This window comes from Providencia sp. 2023EL-00965 (assembly GCF_033550225.1).
GTDB lineage: Bacteria > Pseudomonadota > Gammaproteobacteria > Enterobacterales > Enterobacteriaceae > Providencia > Providencia manganoxydans.
In genome coordinates, this window is sequence record NZ_JAWUEH010000008.1 from 14,672 (window position 1) to 32,995 (window position 18,324).

Sequence of the window (18,324 nt, forward strand, 5' to 3'; positions counted from 1 at the left end):
CTTGTGATGCATTATGCGCCAGCCGCTATCAGCAATTCCGCAATTTCGTGATAACCTTTTTCACGTGCTAACTCTAAAGGTTTCTTACCGTATTTATCGGTCATATGAGGGTTTGCGCCATGGTCGAGCAGCAGTTTGACGATTTGTTGTTGTTTCTCTCCGCCATCATTGAGCACGATAGCTTCAAGTAAGGGTGTCCAGCCAACAAAGTTGGTGTGATTAACATTAATTTCTGTTTTTTCTAGTAGCTCACGAACGATTTCAACATGACCTTTTTCGCTAGCAGGGGTAATGCCTACGCCACCAAAGCGAGTTAATAAATCTAAATTTGGTTTCGCTGGAAGTACGATACGCAATAATGTTAAATCATTATTTAAGCAGCTTAATAAAAATGGGTTAAAACAGGTTTGATCTTGTTTATTAATATCAGCACCCGCATTAATCAGAAATTTAACGCATTCATAATGTTTATTGAGGCTGGCATTGACAATAGCAGTACGTCCTTGGCGGTTGGTGATATTGATATCAACCCCTTTTTCAAGACAGCTTTTTAATATGTCTAGATTGCCTTGCTCTGCGGCGGATAAAAATTCCTGTTCGATTGTCATGATAGTCCCCTGTTAAGGTTGTTAAACCCAATATTTCTTTATAGTCGCTGTACTTCAAGTGACAGCGCTGTTCGTTAAGGTATAAGTGACTGTGCTCACTGGCACATGTCAGCGTATTTGCTATGCCCTTCGCGACTCTTTTGCTTGTTGCCTAGCTGCGCCTCGAACTACTTAGAGTATAAAAATCTATCTGATATTTATGATGAACTCAGCATAGCAAGCACTTAATAGAAATAGAATCCATTTAAATTTAATTCATCAATAGTGAATGCCATTATTGAATTATATTCAATAATTATACTTTTTTGTGCGGAGAAGCATTATTTTTTAGCCATTTTTGATATTTTTTGTCCAAAAAAACGGCAAATCCATCAAAAAATATTGGCTAATGAGCGAGTGGAAAAATAATTTAATGAGTTTTGTGACGGGTATCAAATTAAGCGTTTCATAACGGTTAAAAATGTAAATTGATTGTTCAGAAATAGCATGTTGTTCTATGTGACTTTTAGTTATAAGCTTATAAATATTAATTAGTTATCTGATTTTGTTAATTTTTTTTAGGTAAAATTAGGCGAAAAGTGGCATTCATTATTTATGCCTCGGTATGTCGATCTATTTCTGTTAATCTAGTAAATAGCGCGGCTAAATTAATCTGATTTAGCAGTTATTAAATATAATTCACAGAACCTGTTCTTTTTGATTGTTTTTTCTCCAGTTTGGACTTCCAGTATGAACTCGATATTTACCGAAGAAAATTTACTGACCTATACCACCGCGGCAAAATACGCCAGTTTTAGCAAAGCCGCAGAGGAATTGGGAATTACCACCTCAGCTGTCAGTTACACCATCAAACGCATTGAAACCTACCTCGATGTCGCGTTGTTTATCCGAGATACTCGTAATATTGAATTGACGGAAGCGGGTTATTATTTTTACCGTAAAGCCACTGATTTGCTAAATAACTTTCATCTGATTAAAAAAAGCATTTATTCGATTGAACAGGGCATAGAAGCACGGGTGCGTATTTGTATCAATCAGCTGTTATATACCCCGTATCATACCGCTAAGTTATTACAAATCCTTAAAAAGCAATTTCCTACTTGCCAGATCACGGTAACGACTGAGGTGTATAATGGTGTATGGGATGCGATCATTAATAACCATTCGGATATTGCAATTGGGGCGCCTGGCACATTAATGGATGGAGGCGGCATTGATTATACCGAAATAGGTGCTATTCATTGGCAATTTGCCATTGCGGCAACTCACCCACTGGCATTGATGCCTGAGCCTATTGCTGAGAGTCAGCTACGGTTATATCCAAACATCATGGTGGAAGATACGGCACATACAATTAATAAACGAGTGGGTTGGCTGCTACATGGTCAAGAAGCGATACAAGTTCCTGATTTTAATACTAAATGCCAATGCCAGATTTTAGGGGAAGGGATCGGCTTTCTGCCTGATTATCTGGTGAAAGAACATGTAAAAAGTGGTTTATTGGTGATTAAGCAGATCCAAAATCCACGACAGGATTCACACATGTTATTAGCCACTCAGCACTCAGCTACAGGGTTAGTCACACAATGGATCCGTAGAGAATTTGCTGCAAATGGTATGTTAACTAAGTTATATAGTGATATTTTAAAACCCATCAACCAATGAAGGGTTGAGGTTATTGATGAAGCGGGATAAAAGTGTTTTTTCCCGCCCCGTGCTGTCAGCTGAAAATCAATGAATTGGTTTTCCTCGTTTATTTTAAACGTTAACGACTACTAACCATTATTGGGAAGCGACGTCCAACGCTTTATCGATAGCATCTGAGATAACGCTGCCATGGTTTTTATCAGGGAATAAAGTAAATTCACATATGCGCTCGTGGTTATCAATTTTAGCGCATAATTGCCGTGCGCTAATCCAGCTAGAGCGGGATTGGTAGTGCTTAATTTGTTCTTCACTTAGTTTTGATAAATCAGGCTTTTCTTCTAAACCACCTAAAGTGATAAACAGTGGTGATGCTTTTTGTGGCTGAGTGAGTTTGCCCAAATTAATCATTTCACCTTTACCCCACCATAATGAAGGACTCGCCGAGACAAATGCATTGAATGCATCGGGGTGGTTTTGATAGGCCATCAACGTAAATAAACCGCCAAATGAGTGCCCGAAGAGAGTTTGCTTTTGTTTATCAAAACTAAAAACGTGTTCAGCCCAAGGACGAATTTGACTATTAAGAAATTGGTATAATTCGTCAGAACCCCCACCTTGTTGGAAATCACTCCCTGAAACCCGCGGAGTGTAGTCGTAATCACGCAATGATTTAGGAAAAGCTTCATTAATTGGATAACCAATACCAATAATGATAGGTAGCTTATCAGCAGGCAGCTGTTGTATTGCACGGTTGACAACCAATGGAAATAAGCCATTCCCATCAAGCATGTAGAGTATTGGCCGTGAATTACCCGCAGCATGTGGTATGGCACTAAAAATCCGATAACTGCGTGTTCCTTGAGTACTACGGGTATTTTCCATGTCGTGATGTTGTACGTCATAGAATTGACTGACTCGCTCATCTAATGAGGGAGGTACTTGTGATGGTCGAGCAAAGGCAGTAGACAACGTCACGGTGAGTATTAAACCAGAAATAATTAATTTACTTATCATATTCAGATAGACAGCATACAGAAAAGCAGATATCAGATGATACCTGCTTTTTAAGGTTAAAATATATTAAAAACTCACATCAACATTTGCCCAATAACGGCGACCGTCTTCAACGTCCCAGTTACCGCCTTGCTTATCGATTTTAGGGCCTTTTTCATCTGCGATATTCAGTACCGCTAAATTGAGCTTAGTATTTTTCAACAGTTGATAAGTCATCCCAACATCCATCGTGGTGTAACCGCTACGGTAGCGTGGTTTGGTATAACCATTACGTTGGGATGCCCAAACTTGTTCACCTTCGTAGTGGGCTCGGGTATACAGATTGAGATCGTCACTGTAGCGCCAATCTAATTTTGCATTTGCAGTATGTTTTGGCGTTTTATCTAACGGATAGCCTTTGAGTGACTGACCACTAGACAGTTTTTCGTCATTGCTTTCACGTTTTGAATCCACATAGGTATAATTCAGACTAAGTTTCCAATCTTCAGCCAGTGGGATCCCCGTTGCAACTTCAATGCCTTTAATATTCGCTTTACCCACGTTGTCATATTTGTAGATATTAAAGTTAGTTCCTGACTCTTTTTCCCCTGTTGCATAACTTGTTAGCTTGTTTTTAAAGTCAGTATTAAAGAAGGTTAGGCTGGCATTGAACCCTGATGCATGGTCATACGCAATACTGATTTCTTCGTTCAGGCTTTTCTCGGGTTTTAAATTTGGATTGCCATAAATGATCCCTTTACCACCTTGGGTTGATGTCCCATAACCTGCACTGATTTCACGTAAGGTTGGCGCACGGAAAGCTTGTGAAACCCCACCTTTAATGGTGATTTCATCAGTCAGATAATAAATGGCATAACCTCTTGGGTTCCAATGATTGCCATAGGTTTCATGGTGATCTAACCGCAAACCACCAGTTAAAATCAGGTTATCTGTTGCAGTAAACTCATCTTCAACAAATAAGGCGTGTTGATCTACCGACATCGAGGTCTTTTCCATGGTTTCTGGTGCAACCAGCGAGCTGTCTTTTAATTTAGCATGTTGATATTGGCCACCGACAGTGAGCACGTTATCAGGTAAAAAGGCGACAACTTTGCCGTCAACGACCGTATTGGTGATGTCAGGGACGCGTTCTTCATAACCACCGACCCATTTTCCTGTGGCATCATCGCGTTTTTGTGACTTAGTTTTGCGTTTTGTTTGTTCTTGATAAACGCTCATTTCAGTTTTGATCACATCCCAATCACCTTTATAGGTTAAGGCCATATGATTACGGTTGTTATGGATCTCTGTTTTGTCGTTATCTTGCTTTAATCCGCCGCGGATTTCGTAGTCGCTAATTGATTTACCCGGTGTTGCGGTTCTTTCTTGGGTTGTTCTACCAGCTTCAAGTAAAAAGGTTTGGTTTTCTAATGGCGTGAAAGTCAGTTTAGCGGTCAGGCTGCGATTATCTTTTTGGTCATGACCTTCAAGAATTTTATCTTCTTGGCGATAATCTCCTCCGCCATATAATTGTAACCCTAACTTGTCTTTGATCAGAGGGCCTGAAAGATAGAAGTTACCGTCAGTTGAGTTACCGCTATCACTGTTTTCCTGCAAAATACCGCCCATGGCGACATTACCATGCCACTCATTGGTGACTTTTTTCGTGATAATATTAATTACCCCGCCCATGGCATCAGAACCATATAAAGAAGACATTGGGCCACGGATCACTTCAATACGTTCAATAGCCTCAACGGGAGGCATAAAACCAGCTTCGTAACCACCGCTACCATTTGGGCGCGATTCACGGCTATTTTGGCGGCGTCCGTCCACTAGTATCAGGGTGTATTCACCCGGTAGACCACGAATATTAATATCTTGTTTATTCGCACTGCCAACAACACTGACACCTTCAACATCTTTAACAGCATCAGCAAGGTCACGGACGGGTTTATTTTGTAGTTGTTCTTTGGTGATGACGGTAATACTGGCAGGTGCATCACGTAATTGTTGTGAATAGCCTGACGCAGTGACAATCATTTTATCTGCATCTTCTTGAGCGAGAGCATTAAAAGAGGCTGTAGCAGCGATAACAGCAGCCGCTAATCGTGTGTAGTGGCAGTGAATTGACATAGTATCCCCTAGTAAATGAAAATCTAAATGTAAATGATATTGATAATCATATCTTGTACGAATACTACCATTGATATGTGCAAAAAATAAATACGAGATTCATTAACTAAAGTATCTTTAAGAGGGAATTAACACGAATGGGGCAAGGTGATAAATCAGTGCTAACAAGAATACTGAAATAAATTAACAGTGTTGAGTTAGCTGTAGAGAATATTGAGATGGGTGCTTCATAGATATAGGTGCGTAGCCGTTAGCTACGCACATTGAGCCTTATTATTGTTTGGCTTTCTTAACCTGCTCGACAAAGTTTGCTTTGGTATCTTTTTTACAGGCATCGATCACGAGAGGAGTGATGGTTTGGATACCATCAACATCAAGTACCGCATCTTCAACTTTATCTTTTTTGGTTAATAGTTCACCAACACCGACCGCGGTTGGATAGAAATTATCGTCGATAGCTAAAAATTCTTCACAGGTCCACTCTGCAACAGGCTTAGCTTCATCTTTCTTATCTGCTGCCATTGCAGACATACTCGCTAATGAGGTAATAACCGCACCGATAACAAAATATTTTTTCATCATTTCACCTTAATGTTTAACGTTCAATAAATGTAGTTTTCATAGAAGGTTGTAATAGAGTTAGAAAATCGAGCGTCCTATTCTTTAATAATCATAGATGATGAAAAATAAAATTTAAAGAGCGTAAATCGATGGTATTTATATGATTATTGCTTTCCAATGCTATTTTGTTAAAGCTTGAAATTAAACACTAATGACACCGCTAAATGATAATGAATATAAAATGCTAATTAAGTATTATTTAATTGACGTCATTTTTACTTTTATTAAAACTATTTATGGGTATACTTTTTTAATCAACTAAAAATAAAATTTAAATTTATTATCAATTCTTGACTGGTATTAATGCCAGCTATTACATCGCCCAAAGGGAAAAGGTTTAGACTAACGACTCGTAATACTTCACGTTGTGCCATCTAGTCGCACCTCGAATTATTGAGAGTACACATAGGTCTAATAGAGTGGAAGCATCCATTGTCGAAGCTGTTAAAGCGGAGAAACCTTTCTATGCCTTTAAAGAGTCAAACATCTTGTGTGATCACTATCTCGAATGTTCCTAGCACCAAACGGATCTTAGTGATAGATGTCGGCGGCACTCACGTCAAACTCTATACCGCACCAAATACACCAGCAATTGAATTTGTTTCTGGCGATAAAATGACACCAGAACAATTTATTCATGATATTAATCAATATGTTGACCCTACTTCATTTGATAGTGTGAGTATTGGTTTTCCTTCGCCTATTTCAGGTAACCGTATTCTTAAAGAACCGGTTAATTTAGGGGAGGGCTGGGTTGATTTTGATTTAGTGAATGCTTTTCCATGCCCAATTCGCCTGATTAATGACGCAGCCATGCAGGCTGTAGGTAGCTATGAAGGTGGCAGTATGTTGTTTTTAGGATTAGGAACGGGGCTAGGGAGCGCTTTGGTGGTTAATCAACAACTACAACCTATGGAGATAGCCCATCTCCCCTATCTTGAACATGATTATGAATATTATGCGAGTGAGCATTATCGTGAATTGGTTGGCGATGAGGTATGGCGACAAAGCGTATTGACGATTGTGGACTATTTTTATCAAGCATTAATGCCGGACTACATTGTGATTGGTGGAGGTAATGTGCATCACTTTACTCAATTACCTAAGTATGTCCGACGTGGAGATAACGACAAAGCCTTTCTTGGTGGGATCAGAATTTGGGGAAATAACCTATGAATCAATCATCTGTAAATCAGCTTCAACTAGGTTTTATTGGACTTGGCAGAATGGGCGCTGCGATGGTACGCCGCATCCAGCAAGCCGGCATTTCATGTGTGGTATATGACCAAAATGCAGCGATCCGCCAGCAATTGCCTGATAGCGTCATTTTTAGCCACTCTCTTGAAGAGATGGTGAAAAATATGCAGGCACCAAGACATATTTGGTTGATGTTACCTGCGGCCGTGGTTGACACAGTGATCGCTCAACTGAAGCCATTATTAGAAAAAGGTGACACGCTGATTGATGGGGGTAATTCTCATTTCACTGAGGATATTCGCCGAGCCAATGCATTAAAAGCCGAAGGACTGCACTATATGGATGTGGGTGTCAGTGGCGGAGTATGGGGTGAAGAGCGTGGTTATTGCCAAATGATTGGTGGGCCGAAAGAGCACTATCAATATTTAGAGCCAGTTTTTCGTGCCTTAGCTCCGGGAGTGGATGCCGCACCACGTACGGAAGGTAATAACGGTGAGCCTTCTCCAGCGGAACAAGGTTATTTATATTGCGGCCCTAGTGGCGCCGGCCACTTTGTCAAAATGGTTCACAATGGCATTGAATATGGCTTGATGGCCGCTTATGCGGAAGGTTTGAACATCCTGAAACATGCGGATCAAGGGCTAAATCCAGTTGCGGCGGATGCCGAAACTGCACCACTTGAGCATCCTGAATATTATCAATATAAGCTACCGGTTGGTGAGATCAGTGAGCTATGGCGCCGAGGTAGTGTCGTTGGATCATGGTTGCTTGATTTGATCGCACAAGAGATGCATCAATCACCCGATCTCGAAAATTATGCAGGCCGAGTCTCTGACTCAGGAGAAGGCCGTTGGACATCCACTGCGGCAATCGATCTTGGTGTGCCTGCACCAGTCCTGACTAGCGCGCTCTATTCACGTTTCTCTTCCCGTGATAATGATTTGTTCGCTGATCGTGTTCAATCGGCAATGCGTCATGCGTTCGGTGGACATAAAGAAAAATCCGCCGATCAAGGGGGATCCAAATGAGCCGTTCTTCTTTAGTGATCTTAGGAGCAAGTGGTGATCTAACCAAACGATTATTAATGCCATCACTATTTCGTTTGCATCGACTGGGTTTGATCCCTGACTTGAATATTATTGGTTATTCGATTGATAAATGGGATCGCGACGCTTTTTTAAAACATATTCATGATGCCCTTGCTGAATTTATTACAGACTTCAATGAGACAGAATGGAAAGCTTTTAGTGAACAGCTAGATTTTGTTAGTGGTTCACTTGAAGCGGATGCATTACGAGCACTGGAAGGCAAATTAACGCCATCGGCTCTGTTTTATCTCGCATTACCGCCAACTTTATTTGGACAGGCAGCGCAAGCGATTGGGGAAGCAGGATTATCCAAAGAAGAGGGTGACAATTGGCGACGTATTATCATTGAAAAACCATTTGGTACCGATTTAGCGTCTGCAAAATTACTACGTGAACAAGTCCACGCTTATTGGGACGAATCACAGGTTTATCGTATCGACCACTTTCTTGGTAAAGAAGCGACACAAAATCTGATGATTTTTCGTTTTGCTAATCGTGTATTGGCACCTGTTTGGAATGCCGAGCATATCGAGCAAGTACAAATTACCTATGCAGAGACGTTAGGGGTTGAAAACCGAGCGGTCTATTATGACCACTCGGGCGCCATGCGCGATATGTTACAAAACCACCTAATGCAGCTATTAACCTTGGCAGCGATTGAACCATTAGGTCGCTGGGATGGTGAAATTCTGCGTGATCATAAAGTTGAAGTGTTGAAATCAATTCGCCCGACCGATGATATGAACGCAAATGATTGGGCGGTGCGCGGGCAATACTGCGCAGGGCAAGTCAATGGTGAAACGGCAACGGATTATTGTAACGAGCCGGGGATCCCTGTGGATACGAATACAGAAACTTTCGCGGCATTGCGAATTGAGATTGATAACTGGCGTTGGAAAGGCGTGCCATTTTATCTGCGTAGTGGTAAGCGGTTAGCCAATAACTACGCAGAAATTGCGGTGCAGTTTAAAGCTCCAGCGGGCGCGCTGCCGGGAGGCGTTGAAGTCGATAATAATTGGCTCGTCTTTAGGTTATCTCCAACCATGGGTATGGATATGCACATGACGGCAAAATTACCCGGTATGCATTTGAATACGCATGGGATCACACTGAGTGCACCTTATACTCAGCCTGGCCAATATGAGGTATCCGCCTATGAGCAGTTACTGATTGATGCATTGAATGGTGAGGGGGCTCACTTTTTACGTTTTGATGAAGTGGAATGGGCATGGCGGATCATTGATCCTGCATTAAAAGCTTGGCAACAAGGTATGCCTGATCTGTATAAAGCGGGAACTCAAGGGCCTGATACACAATCAAGAATTATGCGTTCTGGGCATCAATGGCGTTCTCTCTTCGAGCAGGAGAACAGCGAATGAATCAGCAACACGCCCCCGGAGGACCGGGTAGCACAGCAACATGGACCAGCAGTGCAAAAGATATGGTCGGAACGGCGATAGGGCAAGGTCGCGTATGGTTTACTGTAGGGTATGGTATTTTAAATGAAGTCTATTGGCCTTCTTGTAGTACCCCCCATATTCGTGATTTAGGTTTTATCATTGCAGGGGATGATTTTTGGTCTGAAGTGAAGCGAGTCAATCAATATGAGTTGACTACACCATCATCTTCTTTACCGATCCCTAAAATTGTTCACCACCATGAACGCTATCGCCTTGAATTAGAAATTATTACGGATCCTGCGCGTGATGTGCTGCTGATTCGGTATCACCTAGAAGGAGAAGGGCTAAGGTTATATCCGCTGTTAGCGCCACATATCGGCGGCGATGGTGATGATAATTATGGCTCAGTCTCTCCTCATGGCTTAACGGCACATAAAAAAGGACGCCATCTGATATTAGCGGCAGAAAGCGGTTTTAACCGCGCCAGTGTGGGTTATGTTGGCAGCTCTGATGGATGGCAGGATTTTAGCCAAAATGGCTATATGAGCTGGGAATACCAGCAAGCAGGGCCGGGTAATCTCGCGATGATGGGGGAACTCAATCGTAACTCAGGGGTATTAGCGTTAGCGTTTTCAGATAGTGCACAAGGCGCAGCAACGCTTGCGGCGAGCTCGATTGCAGCGGGCTACCAAGAAGCGCGACGCCAGTACGCTTATTTATGGGCGGCATGGAATGAAACGGTCAATTTTCCCGGTTTGGACAAATTACCTAAAAATTTATCCGATGCTGTTCGTACCTCGATTGCGGTGATCAAAACACACGAAGGACGCACTTTTCCTGGCTCATTAGTGGCAAGTCTAAGCACTCCGTGGGGGGATACGCATAAAGACGCTGGGGGTTATCACCTCGTATGGCCACGCGACTCTGTTGAAGTCGGTTTTGCTATGTTGGCTTGTGGTTTAATTGCCGAGGTGCGTGCATTAATGGCTTATTTGATTGCTATTCAGCAGCCTGATGGTCATTGGATGCAAAATAACTTCACCGACGGTCAACCTTATTGGCAAGGCATACAACTGGACGAAGTGGCATTACCGGTACTTTTTGCTGCGAAACTACATGAACAAGGGCTATTGGGTGAAATGCAAGGTGCTGCAATTCGAATGGCACGTAAGGCATTAGCATTTATCGCTCAATATGGTCCAGCTAGCCCACAAGATCGCTGGGAAGAGAATGCAGGTATTAACCCGTTTACTTTGTCAGTTTCGATTGCGGCACTGGTGGCTGGGGCAAAAGCCGGATTCTTAGAAGAAGGTGATAAACAATATGCACTTGATTTAGCTGATGATTGGAATGAGCGTCTTGAGTCTTGGGTCTATGTCAAGGATACCAAACTCGATCGCGAGCTAGGAATTGATGGGCATTATGTTCGTTTAAACCCAAATAGCCATTCTGCACGCTTTGGTGATGTGATGTTACGCAACCGTAACAACGAAACTATCAGTACACGTGCGCTATTAGGTATGGAGTATCTGTATTTAGTTCGTTTAGGATTACGTAAAGCCACTGATAAACGAATTGAAGATACGACAAAACTGGTTGATAAGCTGCTATGCATGCAATTACCCGCAGGCCCATATTACTATCGCTATAACGAAGATGGTTATGGCGAACATGAAGACGGGCGTGCATTTGATGGTAGTGGCGTTGGGCGTTTGTGGCCGTTATTAAGTGGTGAACGAGGCCATTATGCTGCGGCTTGCAAACAAGATGTCACACCGTACTTGAGTGCAATTTTAGCCTCTGCCAGTACAGGTGGGATGTTGCCTGAGCAAATATGGGATAAGGAAAGTATTCCTGAACGAGGGCTGATAACCGGAAGACCGAGTGGTAGTGCAATGCCACTGATTTGGGCTCATGCGGAGCTGATTAAGCTGATTTATGTACAGAAAACCGGTATCCCTATTGAGCAATTAAAATCAGTCAGTGGGCGTTATGGCGTTCAGCCGCCAATGGCTAGAGCTCGTCATTGGCGTGATAGCCAGCCTTGTGGTTTTGTATCCACTACTCATGAGCTGTGGATTGAGGCACAAGAGCCATTTGTTCTACATTATGGTTATGATAATTGGCAGGATATTCAAGAACAAAGTAGCCAACCTCTTGGTTTAGGGCTTTATGGTGTTCCATTAAATGTCAGTGCATTAGCGGGAAAAACGCTGCGATTTACACGTCGATTTGATGGCCGAGGCTGGGAAGGCCAAGATTGGCATGTAGATATTAAAGCTTAATCGCTCCTGCTAAACATAATATGTTCGTTAACAGTCTGAGCGAGTACGTTTTTAACGTATTCGCTGCTCTTAAATAACAAATAAAATAATACTGTAAATTATTATCTCATATGATTTAATCACTTTAATAAATATTAATGTGTGAAAACTAAAATAACTTCTTTTGAGTTGTTGAGGAGCTCGTGATTCAGATAGAAAAGTTAAATAAGAGTACCTGTAGTGTGCGATTTTAATTTTCTCGCGAATTACTTTAATGAATTCACAAATAGTTGGGGGATATTTATATACATAGTAGGTAGGAGGTAATGATTATACACTGATTAATGGTATAAACTATAGGGTAATCCTAAAAATGAATCAATTAGCATTAAAATATTACACATAATAAACAAACTAAACTATAATCAATATTGATTATTACTAATCTTATTCCTAAACTTATTACTCATTTAAATATAATTAATATAGTCTAATTTTGATTTTTTTGTTTATGCTTGTGTTAATTAGATAATTATGAATTGTAGCCTAATTATTTTTCATTGAACACTCATCTATTCATATTTAATTAGTCTTTTTTTGTATTTTATGTATAAACAGCGTTATATAATCATTAATTAACGTATGGAATTTAGCGATGAGTTATACGGATAATTAACTATATTTTAAAGGGTTGCTACAGGATAAAGGATAAATTAAATACTCATTATATACGTTAGAATTTTTATCATTACCAATGCCACAGTTAAATGTGTCATTTAATTAACTATCTAATCATGTTAAGTGTATTCTCGTATTTTCTAACTCCTCCATAATTGTTCTAATTGTTTGACTCTTCAATGATTTTAGCCTTTCTGCAACATATGGTTGCAAAAAACATTTGCATTAAGTAGCAATTTACTATTGACCATAAGCCGAATTTATATAGGATGTGTGGAAACAAAGTAAAATATCAATAATTATTCTTTTTTTATCACCGGGACAATTTAACTCTTTTAATGGGTGAGCGATTGCTCATTAGAAGTCCTATGCTCTGAATTTATTATTCATTATAATTTTGAGCATTTTTTAATCATGCAATAAGATTTTAAGCTAATAAGGAGCTTAACTTATAATGAGTAAAAAAGATCTCGGTAGTGTCGCACCAAAAGAACGAATTAATATCAAATATACTCCTAATGATGGTGGAGCTAAATCTGAAATAGAGTTACCGCTTAATATGCTGATCGTAGGTGATATGATTGGTCGAACGGAGGAAACTCCTATTGAAGAGCGTAAAGCTGTTTCGGTAAATCAAAATAACTTTAATTCAGTGATGGAAAGCGCTGGAATTAGTTTAAACATCAATGTTGAAAATACACTTGATGAGAAAAGTGATTCTGAGCTTAATGTCAATTTAGATATTAAATCCTTACAAGATTTCTCTCCTGATAATGTTGCGCGTCAAGTTCCTGAATTGAAAAAACTATTGGAACTGAGAGAGGCATTAGTCGCCTTAAAAGGTCCTCTTGGTAATATCCCAGCTTTTAGAAAACGTCTGCAAGAGCTTCTGGAAAATGAAGATACTCGTGAGCAGCTGTTGAAAGAGCTTGATATCGCTAGCCAAAAATAATGTTTATAGAGGATTATTTCATGTCGTTAAATAGTGAAACTCAGGAACAACAAGTTTCCTCATCATCCAGTGGTTCGCTACTAGATGAAATTATGGCTCAATCACGTATGTCGCCTGAGTCAGAAGCTTATGGTATTGCAAAACAGGGTGTTGCTGCATTTATCAGCAATATCTTTGCTAGCCAAAATGAAGATGAGCAAATCAATAAGCTATTGATTGATAAGATGCTGGTTGAATTGGATAACAAGTTAAGTGCGCAAGTTGACCAAATTCTGCATGCGCCTAAATTTCAAGAGCTGGAATCTTCATGGCGTTCATTGAAATTGTTGGTTGACCGTACTGATTTTAGAGAAAATATCAAAATTAATATTCTTCACGCAACGAAAGAAGAGTTGTTAGAAGACTTTGAATTTTCTCCTGAAATTGTTCAATCAGGGTTCTATCAACATGTTTACTCATCAGGCTATGGACAGTTTGGTGGTGAGCCAGTGGCAACTGTTGTTGGTAACTATGCCTTCAACAACACCACACCTGATCTGAAATTGATGCAATATGTCAGCGCGGTTGGCGCAATGGCACATGCCCCATTCTTATCATCGGTATCACCTAACTTCTTCGGTATTAACAGTTACGCTGAGTTACCTGCAATCAAAGACATCAAATCTGTTTTTGAAGGTCCTGCGCACACCAAATGGCGTGCATTGCGTGAAGCTGAAGACTCACGTTACTTGGGTCTAACTGCTCCACGTTTCTTGCTACGTCTGCCATATTCGCCAACAGAAAACCCAGTTAAGCTTTTCAATTACAACGAAAATGTGAAACAAGACCATGACCATTACCTATGGGGTAATACGGCGTTCTTGCTAGCAAGCTGTATTAACGATAGCTTTGCCAAATACCGTTGGTGTCCAAATATTATTGGTCCACAAAGTGGTGGAACAGTGAATGATTTACCTGTGCATGTATTTGAAGCGATGGGTGAATTACAGGCTAAAATTCCAACTGAGGTTTTAGTCACTGATCGTCGCGAATTTGAATTAGCGGAAGAAGGTTTTATCACCTTGACGATGCGTAAAGGCAGCGACAATGCGGCATTTTTCTCTGCAAACTCAGTGCAAAAACCAAAATCCTATCCAAATACCCATGAAGGTAAAATTGCTGAAACCAATTATAAATTGGGAACTCAATTACCTTACATGTTCATTATCAACCGCTTAGCACATTATATTAAAGTGCTTCAGCGTGAACAAATCGGCTCATGGAAAGAGCGTCAAGATTTGGAACGTGAACTGAACATCTGGCTGAAGCAATACATTGCTGACCAAGAAAACCCACCAGCAGATGTGCGTAGCAAGCGCCCATTGCGTTCAGCACAGATCCAAGTTCTCGATGTCGAAGGGGATCCAGGTTGGTATCAAGTGGCAATCCAAGTTCGCCCTCATTTTAAATATATGGGTGCAAACTTTGAATTGTCGCTTGTTGGCCGCTTAGACAAAGAGTAAGCGTCATGGCCGCTAACTATAACTGGGAGTCTTCAGAGACTGCCAGTTTATTTGAGCGCATCCAAGGGAAGAGCTCAGGCTCTTCCCATCATGCTCGTATGAACGCATTGGTTAAATCAATCAAACAAAATTTAAATCAAATTTTGAATAGTCGCCCTGATGCTTGCCAAAGCTCAGCTGCTTTAGGTGTGCCTGATTTAAATGACGCAACGCAAGCGGCTATGGATTTTCGCAAGAGCCTTGAAGTTTCCATCTCAGATTGCATCAGAGTCTATGAACCTCGTATCCGTAATGTACAGGTCTCATTTATTGAAAGCGATGCAGATGCATTGTTGCTTCAATTCAGCATCACCGCTTTTATTGATTTAGACAGCCAGCGCCAACTCATCGAGTTCAACATGCAGCTCGACAATAACCGACGATATCAATTGAAACAATTCTAATATGTCCTCAAACCCATATTTTGAAAATGAACAAAAGTACCTGAGAGAACTCGCTCGTGAGGTAGCAATAGAAAAGCCTCACCTCGTTGACTTACTGTCTAGCCCGTTACAGGATCCTGATGGTGCTCGCCTAATGGAAGGCGTCGCCTACCTATCTGGAAACCTGCGTGAACAGCTCGACAGGCAGTTCTCTGAGCTAACTAGCAGCTTAGTCAATATGCTGTGGCCTGCGTACGCACGTCCTTTTCCAAGTATGACAATTGTGGAATATCAAGTCGATACTCACGTACTGGATCAGGCAAGCAAAGTTTCGGCGGGCCATCCTTTCGTGGCGAGGCCATTGTATGTGCAAGGTGATAACCCTAATTCGGATAGCTTGCACCAATGCCGTTTTAGCCAGTGTCGCGATCTCTGGTTGCTGCCTGCAAAAATTTCACAGGTTCAGCAGGAGGCTGCAAGTATTGAAATTACTTTTCAATTAGATAAGCCCCGCGTGCTTGCTGAAATAGGGCTAGATAAATTACGTATTCATTTAAATGGCGCAACATACACCACTAACCAGCTATTCTATCTGTTAAGCCATAAAATTAAGAATGTCACACTGTTGGCTGAACATCATCGTCTTCCTTTAGATAATTTTGCGGCTATCCCTGTTGGCTTTAAAAAAGAAGATGCTTTACTGCCTTACCCTAAAAATAGCTACGATGGCTATCGTATCCTTCAGGAGTACTTTTGTTTCCCTGAAGCATTTATGTTTATGGATTTTAAGGGACTTGATGATCTTCCTTTAGCATTGAATACGGATTCATTTAAGCTTGTTATCAATTTTGATTGCGAAATCCCTGATGCAGTGATGATCCGCGATGATAGTATCAAACTTAACTGTGTACCTATTGCGAATCTTTTTACTATAGATAGTGAAGCAATTGATTTAACAGGTAAAAATGATGATTACGTATTGAGTGCTAGTTATCGCACCCCACTATGTTATGACATTTTTTCAGTTAACCAAGTGCAGGGGTTAAGGTACCCACAAAATGGCACACCGTATGCCGTCAATTACACAGCATTCGAAAGTTTTCATCATCAAAGCCACAACCTCAAAAACAAAAACCATGGCTACTATCGACTAAAGATTAATCACGCAAAAGAAGATATTGGCTATTCTCACACGATGTCTTTTGTCCGTGATAGTGAAACGAAACTGCAAAATTGTGAAGAAACAGTTTCTGTTTCTCTAAATTGCACTAATCGAAATGTCGCTTCACGGCTTTCAACACATGCGATTTCTCTTGATAAGGCCTGCGTTCCTGATGGTGTGGTATCCGCGAGTAATTTATTCAAACCAAGCATGCCGTTATACCCATTACTAGGGCAAACACTGTATTGGTCTGAGCTCACTAATCTTTCGTTGAATTATCAATCACTACTGAATTTAACGTCATTAAAGCAAATTCTTCAACTATACGATTTACCCGCAGTATTTCATCGTCAGACCGCAAGGCAGTCTCAGCAATGTTTAGATGCATTAATTGGCTTACAAACCACGCCAATTGAGCATTCTTACCGTGGTTTACCTGTGAGAGGTCTGAAAACAACGCTAACTGTACGTCAAAGTGCTTTTTTGAGCGAGGGAAGTTTGTACTTATTTTGTACCGTGATCGCTCAGTTTTTTGCGTTATACACCAGTGTGAACATGTTTCATGAACTGGAAGTCTTCAATATCGACAACAAGGAAACCTATCGGTGGCCGGCTCAAATCAATCAGCAAACACTGAGGTAATCGAGCGCTGGCTAGATGAGGCTGGCACTGCTGTTACCGATTACAACTTTTATCAACTTGTTGAACTGCTCAATAAGTTGATAACTGAATCTACATCAACACAAGAAAAAGAGAAAGCGGATGAACTTATCCGCTTTACATCGTGTGCCAACATTGCCTTCCCAACTAGGGATGTGATTTCAGTTAATAAAGATCAACAAGGGCGGCTTGAACTTGAAGTTTCATTTTTAGGTTTACATGGAAGTCAGTCACCATTACCTAGCTATTACCTTGATGATTTTGCTTGGGAAGATGCCCAACAGCTACCCGGTGTGACTGATTATTTGAACCTATTCAATCACCGTCTAGTTTCTTTGTTACATCGCATTTGGCGTAAGTATCGTTATTACATTTGCTTTGAAAATGAAGGCGTTGATTCATTCTCCCGCTATATGTTTTCACTGGTGGGATTAGGCAATGAAGTCAACCGCAAACGCGTACATATCAATCATAGCAAGATGTTGGCTTATGCAGGGTTATTAGCTAGTCCAAGTCGTTCCCCCGATGTGATTAGTAGTTTAGTTGCACATTGTTTCGACCTCGAGCATGTCAATGTGATCGGATGGGAAACTCGCAAAGTGCCGATCCCTGAAAACCAGCAAAACCGGTTAGGTGTGATTTCACATCAGGCAGGGAAAAAGTCACAACCTCGTATGCTACTCGGTGAGAATTTCAGCTTGGGTGCGCACATTTATGATTGTAATGGCAAATGCACTATTGAGCTTAGTGAGCTATCACTTGAGCGTTATATGGCGTTTTTACCAAATGGCGCTGATTTCCTTCCTCTTGTTGCTTTTGTGTCTTACATCTTTCACGAACAATTAGCGTGGGATTTGCGATTGAAAATCGCAGAAGAGCAAGCTGAAGGGCTGTGTTTGGGCCGCCAGCAACACAACCAATTAGGGTGGCAAAGTTTCTTAGGTAAGCCTGAACAGCGGCCTAACGTCACCATTACTGTACTGGAATAAATCGC

At 41.0% G+C, this 18,324-nt stretch carries 14 protein-coding genes; 10 read left to right on the plus strand and 4 right to left on the minus strand.

The genetic code is table 11. The features are described 5' to 3' along the window. Positions 1-11: 11 nt before the first annotated feature. Positions 12-608 (minus strand): ankyrin repeat domain-containing protein, encoded by a 597-nt coding sequence (locus tag SC428_RS11405; RefSeq protein WP_070929541.1) that lies wholly within the window; start codon positions 606-608, stop codon positions 12-14. A gap of 729 nt (positions 609-1,337) precedes the next feature. Here SC428_RS11405 and SC428_RS11410 point away from each other — a divergent pair. Continuing rightward, positions 1,338-2,273, plus strand: coding sequence for a LysR substrate-binding domain-containing protein (locus tag SC428_RS11410; protein ID WP_070929540.1), 936 nt, complete (start codon positions 1,338-1,340; stop codon positions 2,271-2,273). Positions 2,274-2,390: 117 nt separating this feature from the next. Here the strand turns inward: SC428_RS11410 and SC428_RS11415 are convergent, their stop codons facing one another. From SC428_RS11415 to hdeA, 3 genes are all read right to left on the minus strand, one after another. Beyond that, on the minus strand, positions 2,391-3,269 hold the full coding sequence (locus SC428_RS11415) for an alpha/beta hydrolase (RefSeq protein ID WP_070929539.1): 879 nt from the start codon (positions 3,267-3,269) through the stop codon (positions 2,391-2,393). A gap of 66 nt (positions 3,270-3,335) precedes the next feature. Then, positions 3,336-5,384: a TonB-dependent receptor domain-containing protein gene (locus SC428_RS11420; RefSeq protein WP_318707833.1), complete on the minus strand. Its 2,049-nt coding sequence runs from the start codon at positions 5,382-5,384 to the stop codon at positions 3,336-3,338. 273 nt (positions 5,385-5,657) lie between these two features. Further along, complete coding sequence (hdeA, locus tag SC428_RS11425; RefSeq protein WP_070929537.1) at positions 5,658-5,963, minus strand: acid-activated periplasmic chaperone HdeA; 306 nt, start codon at positions 5,961-5,963, stop codon at positions 5,658-5,660. A 507-nt stretch (positions 5,964-6,470) separates the two neighbouring features. On the opposite strand from hdeA, the gene SC428_RS11430 reads away from it, so the two are divergent. The 9 genes from SC428_RS11430 to tssG all read left to right on the plus strand — a co-directional run bounded on the left by SC428_RS11430 (position 6,471) and on the right by tssG (position 18,319). Then, positions 6,471-7,181: an ROK family protein gene (locus tag SC428_RS11430; RefSeq protein ID WP_070929536.1), complete on the plus strand. Its 711-nt coding sequence runs from the start codon at positions 6,471-6,473 to the stop codon at positions 7,179-7,181. Then, on the plus strand, positions 7,178-8,230 hold the full coding sequence (gnd, locus tag SC428_RS11435) for a phosphogluconate dehydrogenase (NAD(+)-dependent, decarboxylating) (protein ID WP_070929535.1): 1,053 nt from the start codon (positions 7,178-7,180) through the stop codon (positions 8,228-8,230). The genes SC428_RS11430 and gnd overlap by 4 nt, the downstream gene beginning before the upstream one ends. Next, entirely contained in the window at positions 8,227-9,669 is a 1,443-nt protein-coding gene (gene zwf, locus SC428_RS11440; protein WP_070929534.1) for a glucose-6-phosphate dehydrogenase, read from the plus strand. The genes gnd and zwf overlap by 4 nt, the downstream gene beginning before the upstream one ends. After that, entirely contained in the window at positions 9,666-11,975 is a 2,310-nt protein-coding gene (locus SC428_RS11445) for a glycoside hydrolase family 15 protein (protein WP_140186915.1), read from the plus strand. The genes zwf and SC428_RS11445 overlap by 4 nt, the downstream gene beginning before the upstream one ends. A 1,111-nt stretch (positions 11,976-13,086) precedes the next feature. Continuing rightward, positions 13,087-13,584: a type VI secretion system contractile sheath small subunit gene (gene tssB / locus SC428_RS11450; protein WP_070929533.1), complete on the plus strand. Its 498-nt coding sequence runs from the start codon at positions 13,087-13,089 to the stop codon at positions 13,582-13,584. A 20-nt stretch (positions 13,585-13,604) separates the two neighbouring features. Then, complete coding sequence (gene tssC, locus SC428_RS11455) at positions 13,605-15,086, plus strand: type VI secretion system contractile sheath large subunit (RefSeq protein ID WP_070929532.1); 1,482 nt, start codon at positions 13,605-13,607, stop codon at positions 15,084-15,086. A gap of 5 nt (positions 15,087-15,091) precedes the next feature. Continuing rightward, entirely contained in the window at positions 15,092-15,529 is a 438-nt protein-coding gene (gene tssE, locus SC428_RS11460; protein WP_070929531.1) for a type VI secretion system baseplate subunit TssE, read from the plus strand. A gap of 1 nt (position 15,530) precedes the next feature. After that, complete coding sequence (gene tssF / locus SC428_RS11465) at positions 15,531-17,312, plus strand: type VI secretion system baseplate subunit TssF (RefSeq protein WP_070929530.1); 1,782 nt, start codon at positions 15,531-15,533, stop codon at positions 17,310-17,312. Continuing rightward, a complete protein-coding gene (gene tssG, locus SC428_RS11470; RefSeq protein ID WP_318707838.1) occupies positions 17,276-18,319 on the plus strand; it encodes a type VI secretion system baseplate subunit TssG in 1,044 nt (347 codons plus the stop codon). The genes tssF and tssG overlap by 37 nt, the downstream gene beginning before the upstream one ends. Positions 18,320-18,324: the final 5 nt, after the last annotated feature.